This window comes from Pseudomonas sp. NBRC 111119 (genome assembly GCF_001320125.1).
Classification (GTDB): Bacteria; Pseudomonadota; Gammaproteobacteria; order Pseudomonadales; family Pseudomonadaceae; genus Aquipseudomonas; species Aquipseudomonas parafulva.
The window spans coordinates 1-20,445 of the sequence record NZ_BCAV01000049.1 but is presented as its reverse complement, the minus strand read 5'-3'; the positions used below and the strand labels follow the sequence as shown (position 1 = coordinate 20,445).

At 58.5% G+C, this 20,445-nt stretch carries 17 protein-coding genes and 1 pseudogene; 10 read left to right on the top strand and 8 right to left on the bottom strand.

Features of this window, described 5'->3' with window-relative positions:
* Nucleotides 1–48 precede the first annotated feature (48 nt).
* Entirely contained in the window at nt 49–210 is a 162-nt protein-coding gene (locus APH25_RS25740; RefSeq protein ID WP_177331202.1) for a hypothetical protein, read from the top strand.
* Nucleotides 211–282: 72 nt separating this feature from the next.
* Here APH25_RS25740 and APH25_RS18325 read toward each other — a convergent pair whose 3' ends face one another.
* Nucleotides 283–1,965, bottom strand: coding sequence for an AMP-binding protein (locus tag APH25_RS18325; RefSeq protein ID WP_060482912.1), 1,683 nt, complete (start codon nt 1,963–1,965; stop codon nt 283–285).
* 193 nt (nt 1,966–2,158) lie between these two features.
* Here APH25_RS18325 and APH25_RS18320 point away from each other — a divergent pair, with 193 nt between their 5' ends.
* The 4 genes from APH25_RS18320 to APH25_RS18305 are packed head-to-tail and all read left to right on the top strand — an operon-like array spanning nt 2,159 to nt 7,727.
* Nucleotides 2,159–3,322: an isovaleryl-CoA dehydrogenase gene (locus APH25_RS18320; RefSeq protein ID WP_028632307.1), complete on the top strand. Its 1,164-nt coding sequence runs from the start codon at nt 2,159–2,161 to the stop codon at nt 3,320–3,322.
* Between the two features lie 19 nt (nt 3,323–3,341).
* Nucleotides 3,342–4,949 carry a carboxyl transferase domain-containing protein gene (locus APH25_RS18315; protein WP_060482911.1) on the top strand — a complete coding sequence of 536 codons (1,608 nt, stop codon included), beginning with the start codon at nt 3,342–3,344 and terminating at the stop codon, nt 4,947–4,949.
* Nucleotides 4,950–4,953: 4 nt separating this feature from the next.
* On the top strand, nt 4,954–5,769 hold the full coding sequence (locus APH25_RS18310; RefSeq protein ID WP_060482910.1) for a gamma-carboxygeranoyl-CoA hydratase: 816 nt from the start codon (nt 4,954–4,956) through the stop codon (nt 5,767–5,769).
* Nucleotides 5,766–7,727 (top strand): acetyl/propionyl/methylcrotonyl-CoA carboxylase subunit alpha, encoded by a 1,962-nt coding sequence (locus APH25_RS18305; protein ID WP_060482909.1) that lies wholly within the window; start codon nt 5,766–5,768, stop codon nt 7,725–7,727. Before APH25_RS18310 ends, APH25_RS18305 begins: the two co-directional genes overlap by 4 nt.
* Before the next feature lie 200 nt (nt 7,728–7,927).
* Here APH25_RS18305 and APH25_RS18300 read toward each other — a convergent pair whose 3' ends face one another.
* Nucleotides 7,928–8,593, bottom strand: a complete 666-nt coding sequence (locus tag APH25_RS18300; protein ID WP_033727915.1) for a S24 family peptidase — start codon at nt 8,591–8,593, stop codon at nt 7,928–7,930.
* A 130-nt stretch (nt 8,594–8,723) separates the two neighbouring features.
* On the opposite strand from APH25_RS18300, the gene APH25_RS18295 reads away from it, so the two are divergent.
* From APH25_RS18295 to glsB, 3 genes are all read left to right on the top strand, one after another.
* The gene (locus tag APH25_RS18295) at nt 8,724–9,035 is read left to right on the top strand and encodes a DUF6124 family protein (protein ID WP_028632302.1); all 312 of its coding nucleotides are present in this window, start codon (nt 8,724–8,726) and stop codon (nt 9,033–9,035) included.
* Nucleotides 9,036–9,458: 423 nt separating this feature from the next.
* Nucleotides 9,459–9,971: a DUF4880 domain-containing protein gene (locus APH25_RS18290; protein ID WP_060482908.1), complete on the top strand. Its 513-nt coding sequence runs from the start codon at nt 9,459–9,461 to the stop codon at nt 9,969–9,971.
* A 78-nt stretch (nt 9,972–10,049) separates the two neighbouring features.
* Nucleotides 10,050–10,970, top strand: a complete 921-nt coding sequence (gene glsB, locus APH25_RS18285) for a glutaminase B (protein WP_028632300.1) — start codon at nt 10,050–10,052, stop codon at nt 10,968–10,970.
* Here the strand turns inward: glsB and APH25_RS18280 are convergent.
* The 5 genes and pseudogenes from APH25_RS18280 to APH25_RS18265 form a co-directional block, all read right to left on the bottom strand.
* Nucleotides 10,939–12,192 (bottom strand): multidrug effflux MFS transporter, encoded by a 1,254-nt coding sequence (locus APH25_RS18280; RefSeq protein ID WP_156333225.1) that lies wholly within the window; start codon nt 12,190–12,192, stop codon nt 10,939–10,941. The two genes, glsB and APH25_RS18280, sit on opposite strands and share 32 nt — an antisense overlap.
* A gap of 20 nt (nt 12,193–12,212) precedes the next feature.
* On the bottom strand, nt 12,213–13,136 hold the full coding sequence (locus APH25_RS18275; RefSeq protein ID WP_256217589.1) for a diiron oxygenase: 924 nt from the start codon (nt 13,134–13,136) through the stop codon (nt 12,213–12,215).
* Nucleotides 13,136–13,570 (bottom strand): annotated as a pseudogene (locus APH25_RS26325) (SagB/ThcOx family dehydrogenase); the annotation flags it as partial. The gene APH25_RS18275 and the pseudogene APH25_RS26325, both read right to left, overlap by 1 nt.
* A 12-nt stretch (nt 13,571–13,582) precedes the next feature.
* Entirely contained in the window at nt 13,583–14,197 is a 615-nt protein-coding gene (locus tag APH25_RS25730) for a hypothetical protein (RefSeq protein WP_177331201.1), read from the bottom strand.
* A 460-nt stretch (nt 14,198–14,657) separates the two neighbouring features.
* On the bottom strand, nt 14,658–16,040 hold the full coding sequence (locus tag APH25_RS18265; RefSeq protein ID WP_060482906.1) for a PLP-dependent aminotransferase family protein: 1,383 nt from the start codon (nt 16,038–16,040) through the stop codon (nt 14,658–14,660).
* A gap of 121 nt (nt 16,041–16,161) precedes the next feature.
* Between APH25_RS18265 and APH25_RS18260 the strand changes: the two genes are divergently transcribed.
* Together APH25_RS18260 and APH25_RS25535 are read left to right on the top strand one after the other, a co-directional pair.
* Nucleotides 16,162–17,031, top strand: coding sequence for a DMT family transporter (locus APH25_RS18260; protein WP_060482905.1), 870 nt, complete (start codon nt 16,162–16,164; stop codon nt 17,029–17,031).
* Nucleotides 17,032–17,821: 790 nt separating this feature from the next.
* Nucleotides 17,822–18,601 (top strand): hypothetical protein, encoded by a 780-nt coding sequence (locus APH25_RS25535; RefSeq protein WP_156333223.1) that lies wholly within the window; start codon nt 17,822–17,824, stop codon nt 18,599–18,601.
* Nucleotides 18,602–18,919: 318 nt separating this feature from the next.
* Here the strand turns inward: APH25_RS25535 and APH25_RS18250 are convergent, their stop codons facing one another.
* On the bottom strand, nt 18,920–19,909 hold the full coding sequence (locus APH25_RS18250) for a protein NO VEIN domain-containing protein (RefSeq protein WP_060482903.1): 990 nt from the start codon (nt 19,907–19,909) through the stop codon (nt 18,920–18,922).
* Between the last annotated feature and the right edge of the window lie 536 nt (nt 19,910–20,445).

Genomic DNA, 20,445 nt, shown 5'->3' with positions numbered 1-20,445 from the left:
GTGGTCGTAATAGTCAGCACGTGTTCGTTCACCCATGCGAGGTAGGCCATGAGCATTCCAACGCCACCGGAAACCCCGGACCCGAATATAGACGACCCGACGCTTCCACCGCCCGTACCTGAAGAAGACCCTGACAACCTACCGATCAAACCGACCGAGCCACCAACCGTAGGCGACCCGCCCGACCCGGAACCGCCAATGAAGGTTTAAGGCTAGCCCAGAATTGTTACATGCTGCGGGCCCCACAAGCGCAATTGCCGCGCCGGGGCCCAGCAGCCACTCCTACGCTTTGGGGCCGCCCCCTATCTCGGCCACGCTGATCTCTCGCATCTTGAACTTCTGTACCTTACCCGTCACCGTCATCGGGTACTCCTCCACAAAGCGGATATGGCGCGGCACCTTGTAGTGTGCGATGTGCGCCTTGCACCAGCTTTGCAGCTCTTGCGCCGTCGCGCTGTGCCCCGGGTGCAGCTTGATCCACGCCACAATTTCTTCGCCGTAACGGCTGCAGGGGATGCCGATGACCTGCGCGTCGGCCACGGCCGGGTGGGTGTAGAAAAACTCTTCCAGTTCACGCGGGTAGATGTTCTCACCCCCGCGAATGATCATGTCCTTGTTACGCCCAACGATGCGCACATACCCCGCCTCGTCCATCACCGCCAGGTCGCCCGAATGCATCCAGCCGGCCGCGTCAATGGCATCTGCCGTGGCTTGGGGGTTTTCCCAATAGCCCAGCATCACGCTGTAGCCGCGGGTGCACAGCTCGCCGATTTCGCCGCGGGGCACCACACAGCCTTCTGCGTCTATCAGCTTGTTTTCCAGCTGCGGCTGGGTGCGGCCGACGGTTGTCACGCGCAGTTCCAGTTCATCGTCCGGGCCGGTCTGCAGGGACACCGGGCTGGTTTCGGTCATGCCGTAGGCAATCTGCACCTCCCCCATGTGCATCTGGTCGATGACCCGGCGCATGACCTCGATCGGGCAGGTGGCGCCGGCCATGATGCCGCTGCGCAGGCTGGACAGGTCCATGCCTGGGCGGGCCGGGTGGTCGAGCATGGCGATGAACATGGTGGGTACGCCGTACAGGATGGTGCCCTGCTCTTCGGCCACGGCGCGCAAGGTAAGCTCGGCATCGAAGGCATCGCCGGGGTAGACCATGGTGCTGCCATGGGTGATGCAACCCAGGTTGCCCATGACCATGCCGAAGCAGTGGTAGAGCGGCACCGGTATCACCATGCGGTCCTGCTCGGTCAGGCCCAGGCTTTCGCCGACCATGAAGCCGTTGTTCAGGATGTTGTAATGGCTGAGCGTGGCGCCCTTGGGTGCCCCGGTGGTGCCCGAGGTGTACTGGATGTTCACCGGCTGGTCGAATTGCAGGCTTTGCTGGCGCGCCGTGTAGGCTTGGGCGGTGACCTGCTGCGCACAGTCGGCCAAGGTATGCCAAGGCAGGAAGCCCGCTGGCGGGTTGCTGGCCAGGCTCACCACCCCACGCAGCTCGGGCAAACGCTCGCAGGCCAGCTGGCCCGTAGGCGCATTGGCCAACTCCGGCGCCAGTGACTGCACCATGGCGTGGTAGTCCGAGGTTTTGAACGCATCGGCACAGACCAACCAGCGGCAGCCGGCTTGGCGCAGCACGTATTCAAGTTCCGCCATCCGGTAGGCCGGGTTGACGTTGACCAGAATGGCCCCGACCTTGGCGGTGGCCACTTGCAGGATGCACCACTGCGCACAGTTGGGTGACCAGATGCCGACGCGGTCGCCGGTGGCTACGCCCAGTGCCATCAAGGCCCGTGCGTGGATGTCGACTTGCTCGGCCAGCTGCTGCCAGGTGTAACGCAGCCCCTGGTGACGCGAGACCAGCGCCTCCCGGCCAGCGCAGCGGGCGACCGTGGCATCGAAGGCCTGGCCGATGGTGTGGGTCAGCAGCGGGCGATCCTGGCGACCACGGGTGTAGCTGGGTTGGTTCATGGGTGTCCCTTCTTGTGATTGTTCTGGGCACGGCGGATGAAGACGCCGATACTGTGGCGCAGATTTACGTTAACGTAAAGGTCACTCACGCATTGACAGCCAACATTACCAAGTTTACGTTAACGTAAAGGTGAAACAGCCACCTGGGCTGCAACAGTCAAACCCTCATTCAAGAACAAGAAGGTGCCCCAGCATGCATTACCCCACCCTGAACTTCGCCCTGGGCGAAACCATCGACATGCTCCGCGACCAGGTCAGCACCTTTGTCGCCGCAGAGCTGGCACCGCGCGCCGCCCAGATCGACCACGACAACCTGTTCCCGGCTGACATGTGGCGCAAGTTCGGCGACATGGGCCTGCTGGGCATCACCGTGCCCGAAGCGTACGGCGGATCCGGCCTGGGTTACCTGGCCCATGTGGTTGCAATGGAAGAAATCAGCCGGGGCTCGGCATCGGTGGCGCTGTCTTACGGCGCCCACTCCAACCTCTGTGTGAACCAGATCAACCGCAACGGCAACCCCGAACAGAAGGCCAAGTACCTGCCCAAGCTGGTGAGCGGGGAGCACATCGGCGCCCTGGCCATGAGCGAGCCCAACGCCGGCTCTGACGTGGTCTCGATGAAACTGCGCGCAGACAAGCGCGGCGACCATTACGTGCTCAACGGCAGCAAGACCTGGATCACCAACGGCCCAGACGCCAACACCTATGTGATCTACGCCAAGACCGACCTGGACAAGGGCGCCCACGGCATTACCGCATTCATCGTGGAGCGGGACTGGAAAGGCTTTAGCCGCAGCAACAAGTTCGACAAGCTGGGCATGCGCGGCTCCAACACCTGCGAGCTGTTCTTCGATGACGTGCAGGTGCCGGAAGAGAACATTCTGGGGCAGCTTAACGGTGGCGTGCGGGTGCTGATGAGCGGCCTGGACTACGAGCGCGTGGTGCTGTCGGGCGGGCCCACCGGCATCATGCAAAGCTGCATGGACCTGGTGGTGCCCTACATTCACGACCGCAAGCAGTTCGGCCAGAGCATCGGTGAATTCCAGCTGATCCAGGGCAAGGTCGCCGACATGTACACCCAGCTCAACGCCAGCCGCGCTTACCTGTATGCCGTGGCCCAGGCCTGCGACCGTGGCGAAACCACGCGCAAGGACGCTGCCGGCGTCATCCTTTACACCGCCGAGCGCGCCACGCAAATGGCCCTGGAAGCTATCCAGATTCTGGGCGGCAACGGCTACATCAACGAGTTCCCGGCCGGGCGCCTGCTGCGTGACGCCAAGCTATACGAGATTGGCGCCGGCACCAGCGAGATCCGCCGCATGCTGATTGGCCGCGAGCTGTTCAACGAAACCCGCTGAGCATAAGGGACGAGCGTACATGGCTACCTTGAACACCCAGATCAACCCGCGTTCAGCGGAGTTTGCCGGTAACACCGCGGCCATGCTTGAGCAGGTAACAGCCCTGCGCAGCCTGCTGGCCCACGTTGCCCAGGGCGGCGGCCCGAAAGCCCAGGAGCGGCACACGTCGCGGGGCAAGTTGCTACCGCGTGACCGTATCGATCGCCTGCTGGACCCAGGTTCACCGTTTCTCGAGATCGGCCAGTTGGCGGCCCATGAGGTGTATGGCGAGGACGTGCCGGCAGCAGGCGTGATCGCCGGCATCGGCCGCGTCGAAGGCGTTGAATGCATGATCGTGGCCAACGACGCCACGGTGAAAGGCGGTTCGTATTACCCGCTGACGGTAAAAAAGCACCTGCGTGCGCAAACCATCGCCCTGCAAAACCGCCTGCCGTGCATCTACCTGGTGGACTCGGGCGGCGCCAACCTGCCCCGCCAGGACGAAGTGTTCCCCGACCGGGAGCACTTTGGCCGTATCTTCTTCAACCAGGCCAACATGAGCGCCCAGGGCATCCCACAGATCGCCGTGGTGATGGGCAGCTGCACGGCAGGCGGTGCCTATGTGCCGGCCATGGCCGATGAAGCGATCATGGTGCGCCAGCAGGCCACCATCTTTCTCGCCGGCCCACCGCTGGTAAAGGCCGCCACCGGTGAGGTGGTGAGCGCTGAAGACCTGGGCGGCGCCGACGTGCATTGCCGCACCAGCGGCGTGGCCGACCATTACGCCGACAACGACGAGCACGCCCTGGCCCTGGCCCGCCGCAGCGTGGCCAACCTCAACTGGCAAAAGCTGGGCAAGCTGCAGCGCCTGGCACCCGTGGCCCCCTTGTACGCTGCCGATGAGCTGTACGGGGTGGTACCTGCCGATGCCAAGCAGCCCTTCGATGTACGTGAAGTGATCGCCCGGCTGGTGGATGGCTCGGTATTCGACGAGTTCAAGGCCTTGTTCGGTACCACCCTGGTCTGCGGCTTCGCCCACCTGCACGGCTACCCGGTGGCGATACTGGCCAACAACGGCATCCTGTTCGCCGAAGCTGCGCAAAAAGGCGCGCACTTCATCGAGCTGGCCTGCCAGCGCGGCATTCCGCTGCTGTTCCTGCAGAACATCACCGGGTTCATGGTGGGCAAAAAGTACGAAGAAGGCGGCATCGCCAAGCACGGTGCCAAGCTGGTAACTGCCGTGGCCTGTGCCCAGGTGCCCAAGTTCACGGTAATCATCGGCGGCAGCTTTGGGGCGGGCAACTATGGCATGTGTGGCCGCGCCTACGACCCACGCTTTCTGTGGATGTGGCCTAACGCACGCATTGGCGTGATGGGCGCCGAACAGGCCGCTGGGGTACTGGCGCAGGTGAAGCGCGAGCAGAGCGAACGCAGCGGCCAGGCCTTTACGGCGGACGACGAAGCCAGGCTCAAACAGCCCATCCTGGACCAGTACGAGCACCAGGGCCACCCCTACTACTCCAGCGCCCGCCTGTGGGACGACGGGGTAATCGACCCGGCGCAAACCCGCGAGGTACTCGGCCTGGCGCTGTCGGCGGCCTTGAACGCCCCCATCGAACCGACCCGTTTTGGCATTTTCCGGATGTGACCCCATGCGCGAATTCAGCACCGTGGAAGTGCTCCACGACCCCCGTGGCTTCGCCACCCTGTGGCTCAGCCGCGAAGACAAGAACAACGCCTTCAATGCCCTGATGATCCAGGAGTTGATCGCAGCCCTCGGGCAGCTGGCCAAAGATGCCCGCCTGCGTTTTTTGCTTGTGCGTGGCCGTGGCCGCCACTTCAGCGCCGGTGCCGACCTGGCCTGGATGCAGCAGTCGGCGCAACTGGACTTCGACACCAACCGGCAGGACGCCCACCAGCTGGGTGAACTGATGTATGCCTTGCAACGCCTCAGGGTGCCGACCCTGGCCGTCGTACAAGGTGCTGCGTTTGGCGGTGCCCTGGGCCTGATCAGTTGCTGCGACATGGCAATCGGCGCTGAGGACGCCCAGCTGTGCCTTTCCGAAGTGCGCATTGGCCTGGCGCCGGCCGTTATCAGCCCGTTCGTGGTCAAGGCCATGGGCGAGCGTGCCACCCGCCGCTATGCGCTCACCGCCGAGCGCTTCAGCGGCGTAAGGGCCCGGGAGCTGGGCCTGTTGGCCGAGGTGTACCCCACCGACGAACTGGATGCACAGGCTGAGGCCTGGGCCGTCAACCTGCTGCTGAACAGCCCCCAGGCCCTGCGCGCCACCAAAGACCTGCTGCAGGAAGTGGACGCCGGCCAGCTTACCCCTGCCCTGCGCCAATACTGTGAAAACACCATCGCCCGCATTCGCGTGAGCGCCGAAGGCCAGGAAGGCTTGCATGCCTTTCTGGAAAAACGCCGCCCCGCCTGGCACACCCATGACACCAAGGAGCCGCGCCCATGAGCCGCCAAGCCTTGACCACCCTGCTGGTCGCCAACCGTGGCGAAATCGCCTGCCGGGTGATGCGCACCGCCAAGGCCATGGGCCTGACAACGGTCGCGGTGCACAGCGCCACCGACCGCAACGCCCGCCACAGCCGCGAGGCCGATATCAGCGTTGACCTGGGCGGCAGCAAGGCCGCTGACAGTTACCTGCAAATCGACAAGCTGCTGGCTGCGGCAAAAGCCAGCGGGGCCCAGGCCATCCACCCGGGCTACGGCTTCTTGTCCGAAAACGCAGGCTTTGCCCGGGCCATCGAAGAAGCCGGGCTGATCTTCCTGGGCCCACCGGCCAGCGCCATCGATGCCATGGGCAGCAAGTCTGCCGCCAAGGCGCTGATGGAAACCGCAGGCGTGCCCCTGGTGCCGGGCTACCACGGCGAAGCCCAGGACCTGGACACCTTCCGCACCGCAGCCGAGCGCATCGGCTACCCGGTGCTGCTCAAGGCCAGTGCCGGGGGCGGTGGCAAGGGCATGAAGGTTGTAGAAGACCAAAGCCAGCTGGCAGACGCCCTGGCATCGGCGCAGCGTGAAGCCCAGTCGTCGTTCGGCGATGCCCGCATGCTGGTGGAAAAGTACGTGCTCAAACCCCGCCACGTCGAGATTCAGGTGTTCGCCGACCAGCACGGCAACTGCCTGTACCTCAACGAGCGTGATTGCTCCATTCAGCGCCGCCACCAGAAGGTGGTTGAAGAAGCCCCCGCCCCAGGCTTGCCCGCTGAGCTGCGCCGCGCCATGGGCGAAGCGGCCGTGCGCGCGGCCCAGGCCATCGGCTATGTGGGTGCCGGCACGGTGGAGTTTCTGCTCGATGCCCGTGGCGAGTTCTTCTTCATGGAGATGAACACCCGCCTGCAAGTAGAGCACCCGGTCACCGAGGCCATCACCGGCCTGGACCTGGTGGCCTGGCAAATTCGGGTGGCGTGCGGTGACCCATTGCCGATCACCCAGAGCGAGGTGCCGCTGATGGGCCATGCCATCGAGGTGCGGCTGTACGCCGAAGACCCGGCCAACGACTTTTTACCTGCCACCGGCACCTTGGCGCTTTACCGCGAGTCCGCCCCCGGCCCGGGCCGGCGCGTGGACAGCGGCGTGAGCGAGGGCGATGAAGTGTCGCCGTTCTACGACCCGATGCTGGGCAAGCTGATTGCCTGGGGCGAAAACCGCGAGCAGGCCCGCTTGCGCCTGCTGGCCATGCTCGGCGAGTTCGCCATTGGCGGGGTCAAGACCAACATCGCCTTCCTGCAGCGCATCCTGGCCCACCCCGCGTTCGCGGCGGCGGAGCTGGACACTGGCTTCATTGGGCGGCACCAAGAGGTTCTACTCCCTGAGGCCACGGCGTTGCCGGAGGCCCTGTGGGAGGCGGCCGCTGAAGCCTGGTTGCTGAGCGATGCCGCCCGGGTTCGGGAGGACGACAGCCACTCCCCTTGGGCTGAGCGTAACGGCCTGCGCTTGGGCCTGCCGCCTTGCAACACCCTGCACTTGTGCAGCGGCGGCCAGCGCCAGGCCGTAACGGTGCAGCACAGCGCGCCGTCTGCATGGCAGTTGCAGGGGGACCAATTGGTGCATGACCAGGCGGGGGTGCGTCGCCAGCACCTGGCTATCCGCCGCGGCAACACGCTGTACCTGCACTGGGCGGGCGAGGTGCATACCGTGTCGGCCTTCGACGCCATTGCCGAAGCCGAGGCCAGCCACGGCCACCAGGGCGGGCTGGGCGCGCCCATGAACGGCAGTATCGTGCGCGTACTGGTCACCCCCGGCCAGCAGGTTACGGCAGGGACTGCACTGGTGGTGCTGGAGGCCATGAAGATGGAACACAGCATTCGCGCGCCCCATGACGGCACGGTGAAGGCGTTGTTCTGTGAGGAAGGCGAGATGGTGAGTGAGGGGGCGGTGCTGGTGGATCTGGAGGGCAGCGGCACGTAGGGTGAGTGGAGCCCGGTTTCTCACAGAGCTGCACTTGGTGATGAATGAGCGGGCGTCCTTGGCCCCCCTTGCACACAATCTGCAAATTGGCGTAGCACCTGTGGGAGCGGGCTTGCCCGCGAACACGGGCGCAGCCCGTGCCATCCCCTGCAAAGCCAGGGAGCGTAGCCAGCTTGTTGAATCAGCTCACTGCGCGCCCGTCAAAACGACCCGTGCACACGCACCACCACACCCAGGAATTCGCAGCCGTCCTCGCATAATAGCGTTGGATAATTGCTGTTAAGTGCCTTGAGGTAACGTTGACCACCCTCGTCGGCCAGCTCGCGGAAAATAGCGGGCTTGCCCGGCTGCCGCGCGATGACCAAACGGCCCGCCTCAATTTCCACACCGGGATCCACCAGCATCCGCATACCCTGAGGGACGCTGCGCCCGGTGCTGGCGCTCATGGCGTCATTCTCTACCGTCAGCCAGAACGCTTTGCCCTGTGCCATGTAGTCGGTCTGTTCAAACACGCGAGGCTCATCGTCAGGTGGTACCTCCAACTGGCTCCAAGTCAGCACGGGATAGCGGAAGCACACAATGTATTGCATCAGGTCCAGCTGATCATCGCTGTCTTTGACCTGGTAAACGCCCCGCTCCTCACCAACCTGCCCCTGAATGCGCAATTGCAGGCTTACGTTGTAATGAGGCATGCCGATCTCGACGAACGTGCGGTTCATCGATTCGATTTTCGGCTGACGTCGCTTGTTGACCCAATGCCCGACGCTACCTTGTGAGACACCCACTCGCTCAGCGAGCTGCTCCTGGGTGAGCCCTAGCTCCTCCATCCGATCACGGACGAGGGCAATCCATTTATCCATATTCATCGCTGGCACGATACGGACTGCCTTCTACCGCTCAATAAACATTCAGTATTATTTATGTCAAAGCACAAAAATACTCTAGGTATTAGTATCGAGCTGACCCCTTTCACTACTGGCCCTAGCAGGTATCAGGATGAAACCATCGAAAAACGACGAAACAGATCTCGACAGCGAAGCAGCCCGCCGCGCCCTCGATTACTACCTGAACCCCAACCCTCCACGCCCCACGCTGGAGAACAAAATCTGGACGCTGCATGAAGGCGTTACCAGCGAGCAGGCCCAGGAGCACGCCATCGCCCTGCTGCGTTGCGCCGCCGCAACCGCCCAGGAAACGGCCACGCACCAGCATGGCAGCCAGCGGGAACTCACGTTTGCGTTGATGCACATGATGGACATGGCGCGCGCTCTGCTGGAGCACAGGCGCGGGCTGGAAACAGACGGGTAGCAGGAAGGGAAACGTGGTGGCCGCGTCACGGCAATGGCCCCGATTGCCGGGACAAGGAAGCGCTCCGGTGATTTTTTTTACCGGATGAATAAAAAATCATTTGACTGCCAAATGATAACGATTATTATTGCACTCAGCTGATCGCGAGATCCGCTGGATAATCTGGAGCTTAGGTCGCTCTCAGATTATCTCCTCATCAGGCTAATCACGGTTTTTGACCCGGCTTTTTGCCGGGTCTTTTTTTTGGCTCTTCAGGCTAATGAAGATCGTGATGGCGCGGATGATAGCAAAGGTGTGTCAGAGCGTGAACGCTCATTACAAAACTTTGCCGAATCAGCACTTGAGAATCAATCTCGTTTCACCTACGCTCACTCCCATCACGGAAGACATCACGACCCTCCCCTTATCAGCAAGGAGCTGTCCATGACCCGCCTGCTGCTGCGCCTTGAGGCCCCAACCCCCAGCACCGCCGATGGCGACACTGCGCTACTGCACGCATTGAAGCGGCTGCCCCGGCGGGTACAACAGGTGTTTTTGCTCAGCCGCCTGGACCAGCTCGACTTCACCCGCATCGCCGCCCGCCTCGACCTGCCCGTGCGCAGCATCGAGCGCCACATGGCCCAAGCCCTGCACGCCGGCCTGCCGCGCCGTGACGTGTTGGCGAGCGTTGCCGGCCAATGGTACGTACGCTTACAAAGCCCAGACGTATCCGCCTGCGAACGCATCGACTTCCGCCGCTGGCTCGATGCACACCCCGCCAACCTGCAGGCGTTTCACGATACCGAAATGCGCTGGCGGAGCCTGCTGGCACCGGCACGGCAACTGGGGCATGACGGCTGGTACCGCCAAGGCAAAGCCGCATTGTCTGTAGGGGGTTGTTCAGTGGCCGTTGGGCTGGGTGTGGCAGCGCTGGTAGTGCTGGGGCTCTGGGCCTGATCCACACACTCGGTACGTGCCTTGCCGCCGTGGAGCGTCGTCTGTGACTACTCCACCTTCGTCCCCAAGGCCGTTGCGATGCAAGACATGCTGCAAGAGATCCTCGACCAGGTCCGCCCCCTGCTAAGCCAAGGTCAGGTTGCGCAATACATCCCCGCCCTCGCCCAGGTCGACCCCAACCAGTTGGGCATCGCGGTGCACAGCCTCGACGGCCAGCTGCACTGCGCTGGCGACGCACATACGCCGTTCTCCATCCAGAGCATTTCCAAGGTGTTCAGCCTGGTCCAGGCAATCAACCACAGCGGCGAAGACATCTGGTCCCGCCTGGGCTACGAGCCCTCCGGCCAGGCGTTCAACTCGTTGGTACAGCTGGAAGTGGAAAAAGGGCGCCCGCGCAACCCCTTCATCAACGCCGGCGCCCTGGTGATCTGCGACATCAACCAGTCACGCTTCGCCACACCCGCCCTGTCGATGCGCGACTTCGTCCGCCGCCTGGCAGGCAACCCGCGCATCGTCAGCGACGCCGTGGTCGCCGAATCCGAATACCAACACCGCGCCCGCAACGCGGCCATGGCCTGGCTGATGACAGCCTTCGGCAACTTCCACAACGACGTGGACGCCGTACTGGGCAGCTACTTCCACCACTGCGCGCTGTCCATGAACTGCGCAGACGTCGCCCGCGGCTTCGCCTTCCTGGCCAACAGCGGCTACTGCCCACACAGCGGCGAACACATCCTCACCCCCCGCCAGGCCCAGCAGGTAAACGCGATCATGGCCACCAGCGGCCTGTACGACGAGGCCGGCAACTTCGCCTACCGGGTCGGCCTGCCCGGCAAGAGCGGCGTAGGCGGCGGTATTGTCGCGGTGGTGCCGGGGCGTTACAGCATCTGCGTGTGGTCGCCGGCGTTGAATGCCTCGGGGAACTCGCTGGCGGGGATTCGGGCGTTGGAATTGTTGAGTGAGCGGATTACAGCTTCGGTGTTTTCGGCGGTGTTGTGAGGGAGTTGTGGTTACCACGTGATTGGCGGCGGCCAGAAGCGCGTCGCTGGGTGCGGTGGTCAACCGCTGTAGGCTGGCAGTGCTTGAGCACCTGAAGCAACAGCCATCCAAGCATACAGAAAGCAAGAAACATGAAACCAAGGTTCATCGGCGTCACCGTCTTCATGGCTGCCATTAGTGTGCTTGCGAGTCCACCGACCGCAAACATGAGAGTAGTGTTCAGTGCCGACGCCGCCCCGGCGTGACGGGGGTGCCGTGACAACGCCTGAGTGGTAGCGGCAGGCCGTACCAGTGTCGTACCCGCTGTACAAACGATCATCGGAACCATCAGCCCCACCAAGGTCACTCCTTCTGTCATCTGCCAAAGCAAGAGCAAACAACTGGCAAACCCCACCAGCAGCAACCCCAATCCAACCTGGAACAATGGGTTGACCATACGATTAAACCAGCCAGCGATCACGCCCCCCAATACGTACGACAGCCCATAGCACATGAACACTAAAGAAAATTCATGTGCGGAGAGCTCCAGTGTCCCCATGAGTAAAATGGGGGCTGCGATAACGAATGAAAAATGGCAAGCAAAGGCGAATGCTGATAACAGGGACAAAGACATGTAGGTCCTGTCTAACAACATCTTCCTGTACACATGGAGGATAGGGTCGCGACTACCCGATATCGTATGTTCGGGCGGGATGAATATAATCAGTAGGAATGCAACTAAATTAAGCACTGTGAAAACCAAAAAACTGGACTGCCACCCGAACGACGTTTCCAACATAACGCCAGCCACTGGGGATAAACAGATGAACACCCCACTTGCAGTCGTCAGCATGATACGTACCGCGTTTAATTGCCGTCCTTCATACAGATCTTGCACAAGTGCCTGGCTCAGCACAAAACTACCACACCCCAGCCCCTGAACGAACCGAAAGAACATGAAATCCGTATAGCGGTTCGCAAGCATGCAACCGACAGCGCCTAGTGTGGCTAATGTCAGTCCAGCCATGAGTAGCCGCTTACGACCGATCCTGTCGGAGAGTGGCCCTATCAATAGTTGTGACAGCGCGACCACGAGAGCAAAACCACTCGCTGAGTACGCTATGTGACTCACATCAACGTCAAACCTGTCCGCGAGCGATGGAAAAGAGGGCAGAATTACATCTATTGGGAACACACCCATCAAGGTCATCAACAATAACAGAGCGAGCAAATGGATACGCATCACAGGTTGATACACGCCATTCACGAAAGTAAGCCTGCGGACTTGAACAATTGGTGATAATGTGTATTACGCAACATATCCGTCCGGCTAATTGCTTGAATTGTTGAAGCAGACAGAGACCTCATTCTTTCCACCCAGCCCCGCTTGAGGTCGGGAAGCACGTGAGACGCCATAGTGGGGTGCGAGGCGAAAAGCGAATTCACGAAACGCGCATCGGGCCGACTGAATACCGCCAGCACCTTAATTAAAGTTTCAACCACGTGATCACGCTCACCCGCCCCGAGCTGGCGCCAAAGAATGGGAAAACACTCAATAAAATATATTGAGTGACGCCCTTCATCATGCAGGTGATCCATAAACATATTTGCCACAGGCCTGACGAGGTCATCACGTGTCAGCTCAAGCAACTCGCGAACAATGACAGTTTCTGAAACGAACGCTATACAGAATCGGGTTAGATCTTTGTAGACCTCTGCACTGCTTGAGATAAGGCTATGCATATTTAAGATTCGAGAAGAACTCACCCTATCAAGGGCATAGTGAGTCGCCAATTGATCTGCCAAATGAAGTGAAAAGAGCGCGTGATAGCCTTCATCCACATACAGTTGGATTCCCATTCTACGGTCCTCCGCACTGAAATACTCACTAAGCCCACCGACTGACATACACTGAACAGCCTCATTCACCTGACCCATCTCAAGTTGAGCCGTGTAATCCATGAAATACAATAGATAGTGAATATGGAGAATTTTCCTATTCTCAACCGGCAAGGCACATACAGCTGGATGGCTCAATGCAGGACCAAGCAGAGACGGGAACCACATTTCGGGGTCATTGATGGAAAAATCGTCTGGCGTTAGCTCATAGCAGTACGCTTTCGAGCGCACTGTACTTGATGAGTCCCACGCCTTGAAAACTCTTGACCTGCGATTTAATACACCCATCATTTTTGATCCGACTCCCGAGACGTCAATAACTCACGCATGCAGTCGGGTATGGCAGCACCCTCGCTGTATCCGCAGGCCACGAAAAACAGGACGTGCTCAAAAGGGTTATCTAGCGCGATTCTTTGTTCAACGAGCGAGTCACTCAGAGCGCCGGTTAACCAAGTCTGCATACCCGTCGCAGTGGCCGAAAGTTGGAAAGTCTGCGCAACATGCCCAACCTCAATCAGGGCCATCCTGTAGGCTCTCGAGTGCTTGTACTTCCACCATAGCTTGTCGAAACGCGACGTCAGAAATAATCCGACAGGCACATTATTAACAAAGTGCTGACCGGCGACTAAATCGCCGAGCGTTGAAACCAGCTTACCACGCCAGTGTAGGCTATGGTGCTGGGGATCATAGTAATAGAAGCCAGGGTCTAGACCCGTTACGTTTGAGACATATACTTACCCTTCCGTCGCGTTGAGTCCACCTGCAGACGGGCTCAAACGACGCTGGGCAAACGGGTTACTCGTCATCGTACAGTCTGTCCGAGAACGGGTGACTGAGAAGCCTAGTGTTTGCTGAAGGATACGACCAAGATCAACCAAAGAGACAGGCGTGTCTTTAAAATTTCTAACCGTTATACGCTGCCCCATTACACGGCTGACTTCGTCGCCATCATCCCATCGAGGCAACAAAAACCCGTCACCCTCTGCCGGGCCTGATGAAAATCTCTCTTGTTGCAGAGCTTCATCACAGTGAGCAAGATAGTGGAGTGCCCACTCTGTTTCATTCGATGGCTGGTCGTCCGTTATAAGATCTTTTGTTCCAATATGGAAGATCCGTGAAAGGATATCCCAGTCCCACGGATGGGTTTGCGCACCCTCCTCTGCAATGATCCCGACACCTCTAAGATCAGTCATAGCATCAACGCTGCCATCATGATCAGCGCCACCATAAATGTGATTGATCACTTCAATCGCATGCGCGCTGGACAGTTGGTACTGCTTATGCTGCTTGAAATCCCAGCACACTAATGAATCTTGGAAATCTATAAAAAAGCAATTTTTATTTATCATTTAACCTCCCAATTGAAGCGCAGGCCGGCCCTGCGCTTCAATTTTCAACGCTCAGGGGTTACTTGCACGTCTGAACCACAAGCGCAAAGTTTGCCAGCTGGGTAGTTTCCATGTGGATGATTTTCATTTTTGTATCTCCATTAAGATGCCGCGTCATTGCGGCACTTCAGAGAGTAGTGCAGATGGAAAGATGTACAAGCTGGAGTGCCGTCGGAAACTTCCCAGGTAGTTGTAGGACTTTTTACCTACGGGAATTTTATTAGCTAAAATCGTCACTTATATCGCCAGCACCCCCCTTAGTTGAAACACTAAATGCTTCAGGTGGTCGCTGTTCAGCCGCAACTTCAAGCGCCTGCTCGGCCGGACAACGTTGGCGGAAGTGCCACGGATGAAGCAGGCCTATGCGTTGCCGGCGCCGACCACACCCTCGCCGGTCGTGTCATCACACTAGCGCTCGCGACTATGTACCCAGCGCCCGTTTCAGCACTTCGTAGATCCTGCTGTCTTCCGCTTGGGCAACGTTGAACCGCAGGTAATCCCCCGCCGTCATGGACTGGCTGAACGCATTACCGGGCGCCAGCAATACACCTTCCTTCAGGCAAGCCCTGGCCAAGGTTGCGGCATCCTTGCCTTCAGGCAGCTGGCACCAGACGTACATGCCTGCCCGGGGAATTATCCAGGGCTTGATACCGACGGCCTGAAGCCTCGCGACCGTGCTGTCCATGGCCTCGGCCAACCTGAGACGAACGCTCTCTAAGTGCTTTCGGTACCCGCTATCGGTTATCGCCTGATGGATGATGCCCGCGGCCAAGCGCCCAGCCCCGAAGGTGGTGGCAATCTTGAGGTCGACCAGGCTCTCGATCCAGTCGCCACGGGCGGCGATATAGCCACAGCGGATGGCAGCGGAGATGGTCTTGGAGAAGCTGCCTATCTGGATGACGCGATTGAGACCATCGAAGGCCGACAGCCGTGGCGCGGGGGTATGCTCGAAATCCGCGAAGATGTCGTCCTCCACGATCACCAGGTTGGAAGTGTCGGCCAGCTTCAGCAACCGGTGCGCGGTGACCGGAGACAAAGTGGCCCCGGTCGGGTTGTGGATACCGGAATTGGTCATGTACAACCTGGGCGCGTGCTTGAGCAGAGCCGCGCCGAATGCATTGATGTCTGGGCCGTTCTGCGTGTACGGCACGCCTACGATGTTCACCCTGTGTGCTTTCAGTAGCGCGTGAAAGTTGAAATAGCAGGGGTCGTCAACCAGGACGGTGTCCCCCGGCTCCAGGAGAAAGCGGCAAATCAGGTCGATGGCCTGGGTGCCGGAGTCTGTGAGCATGATCTGCTCCAGAGGCACTTCAACGCCGCTCCCTGCCAGCCGTCTGGACAGGAATTGCCTGAGCGGCGGATGCCCCAGCGGCGAAGCGTACTCGGTGAGTTGCAGTGTGTCGGACCGGGCCGCTATTCGAAGCGCCTTGCGCACGCCGGCTTCGTGCATCCAGGACGCAGGTAACCACCCGCACCCCGGTTTTAGCGCTTCGCTGGAGCTTTCAAGCGACTGGCGCGAAATCCACAGTGGGTCGACTTCACGATCGAGCCTGGGCCCGAGCTCGGTCAGTGCCAACGGCGCCACGGGCCCGGCTACAAAGTAGCCCGAGCCAGGGCGTGAGCTGAGTACACCCTCGGCCATCAACCTTTCGTAGGCCTCCAGAACGGTGGAAACCGATACCTGCATGGCTTGCGCCATCGCCCGCACCGAAGGAATGCGCGCACCTGGTGAGTAGGTTCGAGAGGCAATCCTGGAATGGACTTCGCCCATGACTGTCCGGATCAGCGTTGCACCGCGTTTCATCTCACCCTCAACTGTGCTGGATTGATGTGCATAACAGTTCGACCAAACTGTACTGGATTGTACATGGCTCGGTTGCGCCCGTCAGTGATGTACTGAGCCCGCACTTACAGAGGGCTGGGCAATGCAAAGATCAACAAGCGGATGGATCAACGGCTTCATAGGCGTCGCAATCTTCGCGGGCTCCTTGCCGGCGACCCGTGTGGCAGTGACGGCCTTCGAACCAACGTTCCTGACCTCTGCCAGGGCAACGATTGCCGCCGTGTTGGGTGCGCTTCTCTTGCTGGTGCTGCGCCAGCCTCGACCTGAACGGCGTGACGTGTGGCCATTGGCTGTAACCGCGCTGGGCGTGGTCATCGGGTTTCCGCTGCTGACGGCCCTGGCCCTGCAGCACGTCACCTCTGCGCACTCCATAGTCTTCGTGGGGCTGCTGCCACTGTGTACCGCAGGGTTTGCCGTGCTGCGGGGCGGCGAGCGGCCCCGGCCACTGTTCTGGCTGTTCTCGATGATGGGCGCCGGGATCGTGGCGGGTTACGCGTTGATGAATGGCGGTGAGGCTTCCGCGGTGGGCGACCTGCTGATGATGGCAGCGGTAGTCGTCTGTGGCTTGGGTTACGCGGAAGGGGCACGTCTGTCGCGGACATTGGGGGGCTGGCAGGTGATCAGCTGGGCGTTGCTGGTGGCGTTGCCGCTGATGCTGCTGCTAACCATCGTTAATCTTCCCGCGCCAGATGCCTTCGCCAAGGTAAGCGCCCCTGCGTGGTTCAGCCTCGGCTACGTTTCGCTCTTCAGCATGCTGATCGGGTTTGTGTTCTGGTACCGAGGGCTTGTCCAGGGTGGAATTGCAGCGGTGGGCCAGCTGCAACTGTTTCAGCCGTTCATGGGGCTTGGGCTGGCAGCTTTGCTGCTGCATGAGCAGGTCAGCTGGGTGATGCTGGTGGTAACGCTGGGGGCTGTCATCTGTGTTGCAGGGGCCAAGAAATACGCGGCGTAGAACAAGAACCGGGACAGGGAATCAAGCGTGGCCTATCCGCGGATGTGGACGGTTGCTCCATGTTCCTGTGCCTAGTGTGCGGGATACTGCGGACGTCGCGATGGGCTGGTAGCGGTCAGTAGTGACTGGCAGCTTTCGACCCATAGCGGACATTCCCGCCTGCCGTAGTTTCGACTCGAAAGGCGATCTGCCACCAGAGTTTCACTTGGCGTGAGCTATTCATTCCATCGACATCAGTCCAAAGAAGCGTTTCCGCTGGCAAGATATCAAACGAGAAAGGCTGCACGGGCTCCATAACGAACCGCTGGGTGCTTTTTGCCATCGATTTGACCTGCTCCTCTATGGAGGGGCTCCGATGCTTGGTTACTGGCCATCGAATTGGTTTGGTCGGGACTAGATAAAACGATGCCACTTAGCTATCATTGTCAGGCGAGATATAACATACGTAAAGCACAAGTTCAATAAATATAGACTATCTCATTGAGGAAGCAGAATGGCGAACATACCGGGCCAACAACCGGACATCCAATCTTGTCCTATTTGCCGAGGTGGCCTCCGAAATATTCCAAGAAATGAAATGCGCTCGCCCGGTTATGTTCGGGCTGACGGTACAGTATCAGAACATACCCACACCTATGAGTGTAACGAGTGTCACTCCCGATTTGAGATAAATCAAGCCAGGTAATTATGGTGAATGTGTATATATTGACATCCGCAAATGTTATCTGCCCTGGAGGCGTATGATGTCAATTCAGGCTCGGCTAGCACTGCTATTTTTAACGAGACACCCATGAACACTTCTGCATACATGCCTTATAAAAGCATCTCTCCCAATATCATTGTATGCAAAGGACTTGAGTCGTATCCGGGACTTTATGGCACCGGTTTTTTCGTAACCTTCCCACCATTCGAGCCGGTGTTTTACGTTACCGCCAGACATTGCATTGTAGATATCTTGCCAGATAGCTCCGAAGCCAAGCTGATGATTCCTGTTGTTCCTGGCGGGAGCAAGTCCGTATTATTTAGCCATGTTTTACAGGCAGCTGCTGACGATAGCTGTGATAACGACATTGAAGACGTCGCCATATACGCAGTTTCTGAAGAAATTAGCACTGAAGAATATGTAGCGCTACGTGAACGTGCGTTACCATTACAACACCAAGATCACGTAGATAATCTATTAAATTTAGCACTTGCTCGCGGTAGTAATTTGCGTGCAGTCGGATACCCAACTCACAATCATCCGAACTGTGCAACAGAAGTTGACTATGATGCTGGGCAAATGCGAATCCAGCCAAGAGGGTTTTATGGAAAGCTCTCCGTCGATGGACTATTTCCGAATCAATACTGCTTGACGGAAGTGAACTGGAAGGAGCACGACTATCGAGGCTTCAGCGGATCACCGGTCGTTGAATTGGCCGAAAATATAAACGTTAAGGGAGATGTACATCCTTTAGTTGTCGGTGTTGTGCTAATGGCGACCCTGCATCTGGTTCGATTCATTTCCATAAATGTCGTATGCAACACCATAGCCGCATACTTAGTCCATGAAGGATATGTAGAGAATTAGGAAAACGCTCCGTAAACAGCCAGTCGTCCCCTCCCTTGAATCAGCCATCCTTTTTGTGGGCTTCGTTATGCGATATGCAGAAAACTGAATTGCTCCAGGTTTTGTAGTCAACGAAGGACCGCTTCTGGCCGAAAGTCGTCCTTCGCGAATGGCTGCTATGGATCGAAAGCAGCATGCCAGCTTGGTGATTTCCTCACTTGAGCAGCAGGACGCCGTCGCCCTTGCTGACAGCAATCGCTAAAGAACAGAGCGCCTTGGAACGGTCGGTAGTCGGTTAAAGCGGCGACAATCCAAGTAATGGATATAATGAACGTCTGATCAATCAATCGTGAGCCGAGCAGCGGTTAGCTCTTTGATCTTCAGTACTCTCCCATCTTCAGTGAGCCAACAATGACTACCGCCGTTGCTCAGCTCGGAATTGTAATAAAAAACATGAGAGCGAGCTGAGGAGTCTAGGGCATTCGTGACGATGTAGACTACGTAAGACCTGCGATGCTCGGCGGCGAGCATTTGCTTGTATTCGTTGGGAGTTAGTTCAGCGCATAGATCGCTTCCTGACAGTCCTTTGACCTCAACTTTCAGATCTACGTCATTACTAGAGACCGTAAGGTCCCAGCCCATATTGTCTTTTTCTACCGATTTTACAACCCGACTCCCGCCCTGCACAGACTCGTAATATTTGATGGCATGACGTACTGCCGCCAGCTCCACGAGTTTCCTCATCTCGGGATCTTGTTGCCTAGGAGAATTCACCTCCTTCTTCGCCGCCATCTGGGAGAGGCTCCCACCTGCGTCCAAATACGACCTCACCTTAGCCACATACTCTGGATTTCCGTACCAGACTGGGCTTTGCCCGAGGTTACCCTTAACTTTCGCTGTAGGTACTTTAAGAACACGCTGGTCTGGTGCCAATAAGATCGCGCCAGCAGTATGCGCTTCAATCTGATACCCAACGACGTCGCCACTTGATCGCTTGATCTCGAAATGGCCTGACTCAAGGTAAACCACAGCACTTCTGTACCAGCCAACCACGTACGTGACTTGATCCCTTGGACTCCTGGCAACCCAGATCACGGTCACGCCTTCGACCTTGTCATCGTTTCTGGCAGCACCAAGCCTCCTCAAATCTATTCGAGCAGACCGGGGAATATAGCCATACAACTTTTTGCGCGTAGGCTGGAAATTCCACGCTTCATGGCCGTAAGCATGTGTCTTTAACCATCCATGTCCACCAATGGTTGGATCGTTATCCGGGCCTTGGTAAGACACCATCCAGCCAATATTTACAAAGACAATCGGAGCATCCATTTTAGAATCCCTTCTTAGCGTCAGTGGCAGATACCCTTTCGGGTGAGCTGCGACAGTGGTGCGGCCAAATACTCCAGTGAAGCGAAACCCCTAGCCGCTTTCAGCGCGTTGATTTCTAAAGCTTTTTAATGAAACTGCTCGATTTCTACCAATAATTTGATACGCGCCAGTCAAGGAGTTAGTTTACACAAACTATCGCGCTGCTGAACTCAGATCTGAAGAATTCCTCCCGCTTTCGCAGATGATCGATTGACCCCTTGCCGAGACCAAGTATGCGTCAACCACGATGTCCGGCGTGGCCCAACTGGTAATCACGATACTGCCCTCACTCGGATTCAGAGCCCCATCTGCAACCTATACTCTCCGCCCTAGCTCATTCCCCGCGTTTCCGGAAGACTTCCAATTGAGGCTCCAATGCTGCGCCAGTGCGGCCACTCTCGTCATGAGCCACCGTAACAAGGAATCGATGGAATCTAAGAGGGGTAAGCGAGTAGACGGACTTCATATCAAATGTGGTAGCCAATTTACTCGCGCAG

Coding starts and splice junctions, on each gene's coding strand:
- APH25_RS18260 (WP_060482905.1), top strand. CDS start 16,162: ATGCAAAGATCAACAAGCGGATGGATCAACGGCTTCATAGGCGTCGCA.
- APH25_RS18310 (WP_060482910.1), top strand. CDS start 4,954: ATGCGCGAATTCAGCACCGTGGAAGTGCTCCACGACCCCCGTGGCTTC.
- APH25_RS18320 (WP_028632307.1), top strand. CDS start 2,159: ATGCATTACCCCACCCTGAACTTCGCCCTGGGCGAAACCATCGACATG.
- APH25_RS18315 (WP_060482911.1), top strand. CDS start 3,342: ATGGCTACCTTGAACACCCAGATCAACCCGCGTTCAGCGGAGTTTGCC.
- glsB (WP_028632300.1), top strand. CDS start 10,050: ATGCAAGACATGCTGCAAGAGATCCTCGACCAGGTCCGCCCCCTGCTA.
- APH25_RS18300 (WP_033727915.1), bottom strand. CDS start 8,593: ATGAATATGGATAAATGGATTGCCCTCGTCCGTGATCGGATGGAGGAG.
- APH25_RS18250 (WP_060482903.1), bottom strand. CDS start 19,909: ATGGATGCTCCGATTGTCTTTGTAAATATTGGCTGGATGGTGTCTTAC.
- APH25_RS18325 (WP_060482912.1), bottom strand. CDS start 1,965: ATGAACCAACCCAGCTACACCCGTGGTCGCCAGGATCGCCCGCTGCTG.
- APH25_RS25740 (WP_177331202.1), top strand. CDS start 49: ATGAGCATTCCAACGCCACCGGAAACCCCGGACCCGAATATAGACGAC.
- APH25_RS25730 (WP_177331201.1), bottom strand. CDS start 14,197: ATGATAAATAAAAATTGCTTTTTTATAGATTTCCAAGATTCATTAGTG.
- APH25_RS18280 (WP_156333225.1), bottom strand. CDS start 12,192: ATGCGTATCCATTTGCTCGCTCTGTTATTGTTGATGACCTTGATGGGT.
- APH25_RS18265 (WP_060482906.1), bottom strand. CDS start 16,040: ATGAAACGCGGTGCAACGCTGATCCGGACAGTCATGGGCGAAGTCCAT.
- APH25_RS18295 (WP_028632302.1), top strand. CDS start 8,724: ATGAAACCATCGAAAAACGACGAAACAGATCTCGACAGCGAAGCAGCC.
- APH25_RS18305 (WP_060482909.1), top strand. CDS start 5,766: ATGAGCCGCCAAGCCTTGACCACCCTGCTGGTCGCCAACCGTGGCGAA.
- APH25_RS18290 (WP_060482908.1), top strand. CDS start 9,459: ATGACCCGCCTGCTGCTGCGCCTTGAGGCCCCAACCCCCAGCACCGCC.
- APH25_RS25535 (WP_156333223.1), top strand. CDS start 17,822: ATGAACACTTCTGCATACATGCCTTATAAAAGCATCTCTCCCAATATC.
- APH25_RS18275 (WP_256217589.1), bottom strand. CDS start 13,136: ATGGGTGTATTAAATCGCAGGTCAAGAGTTTTCAAGGCGTGGGACTCA.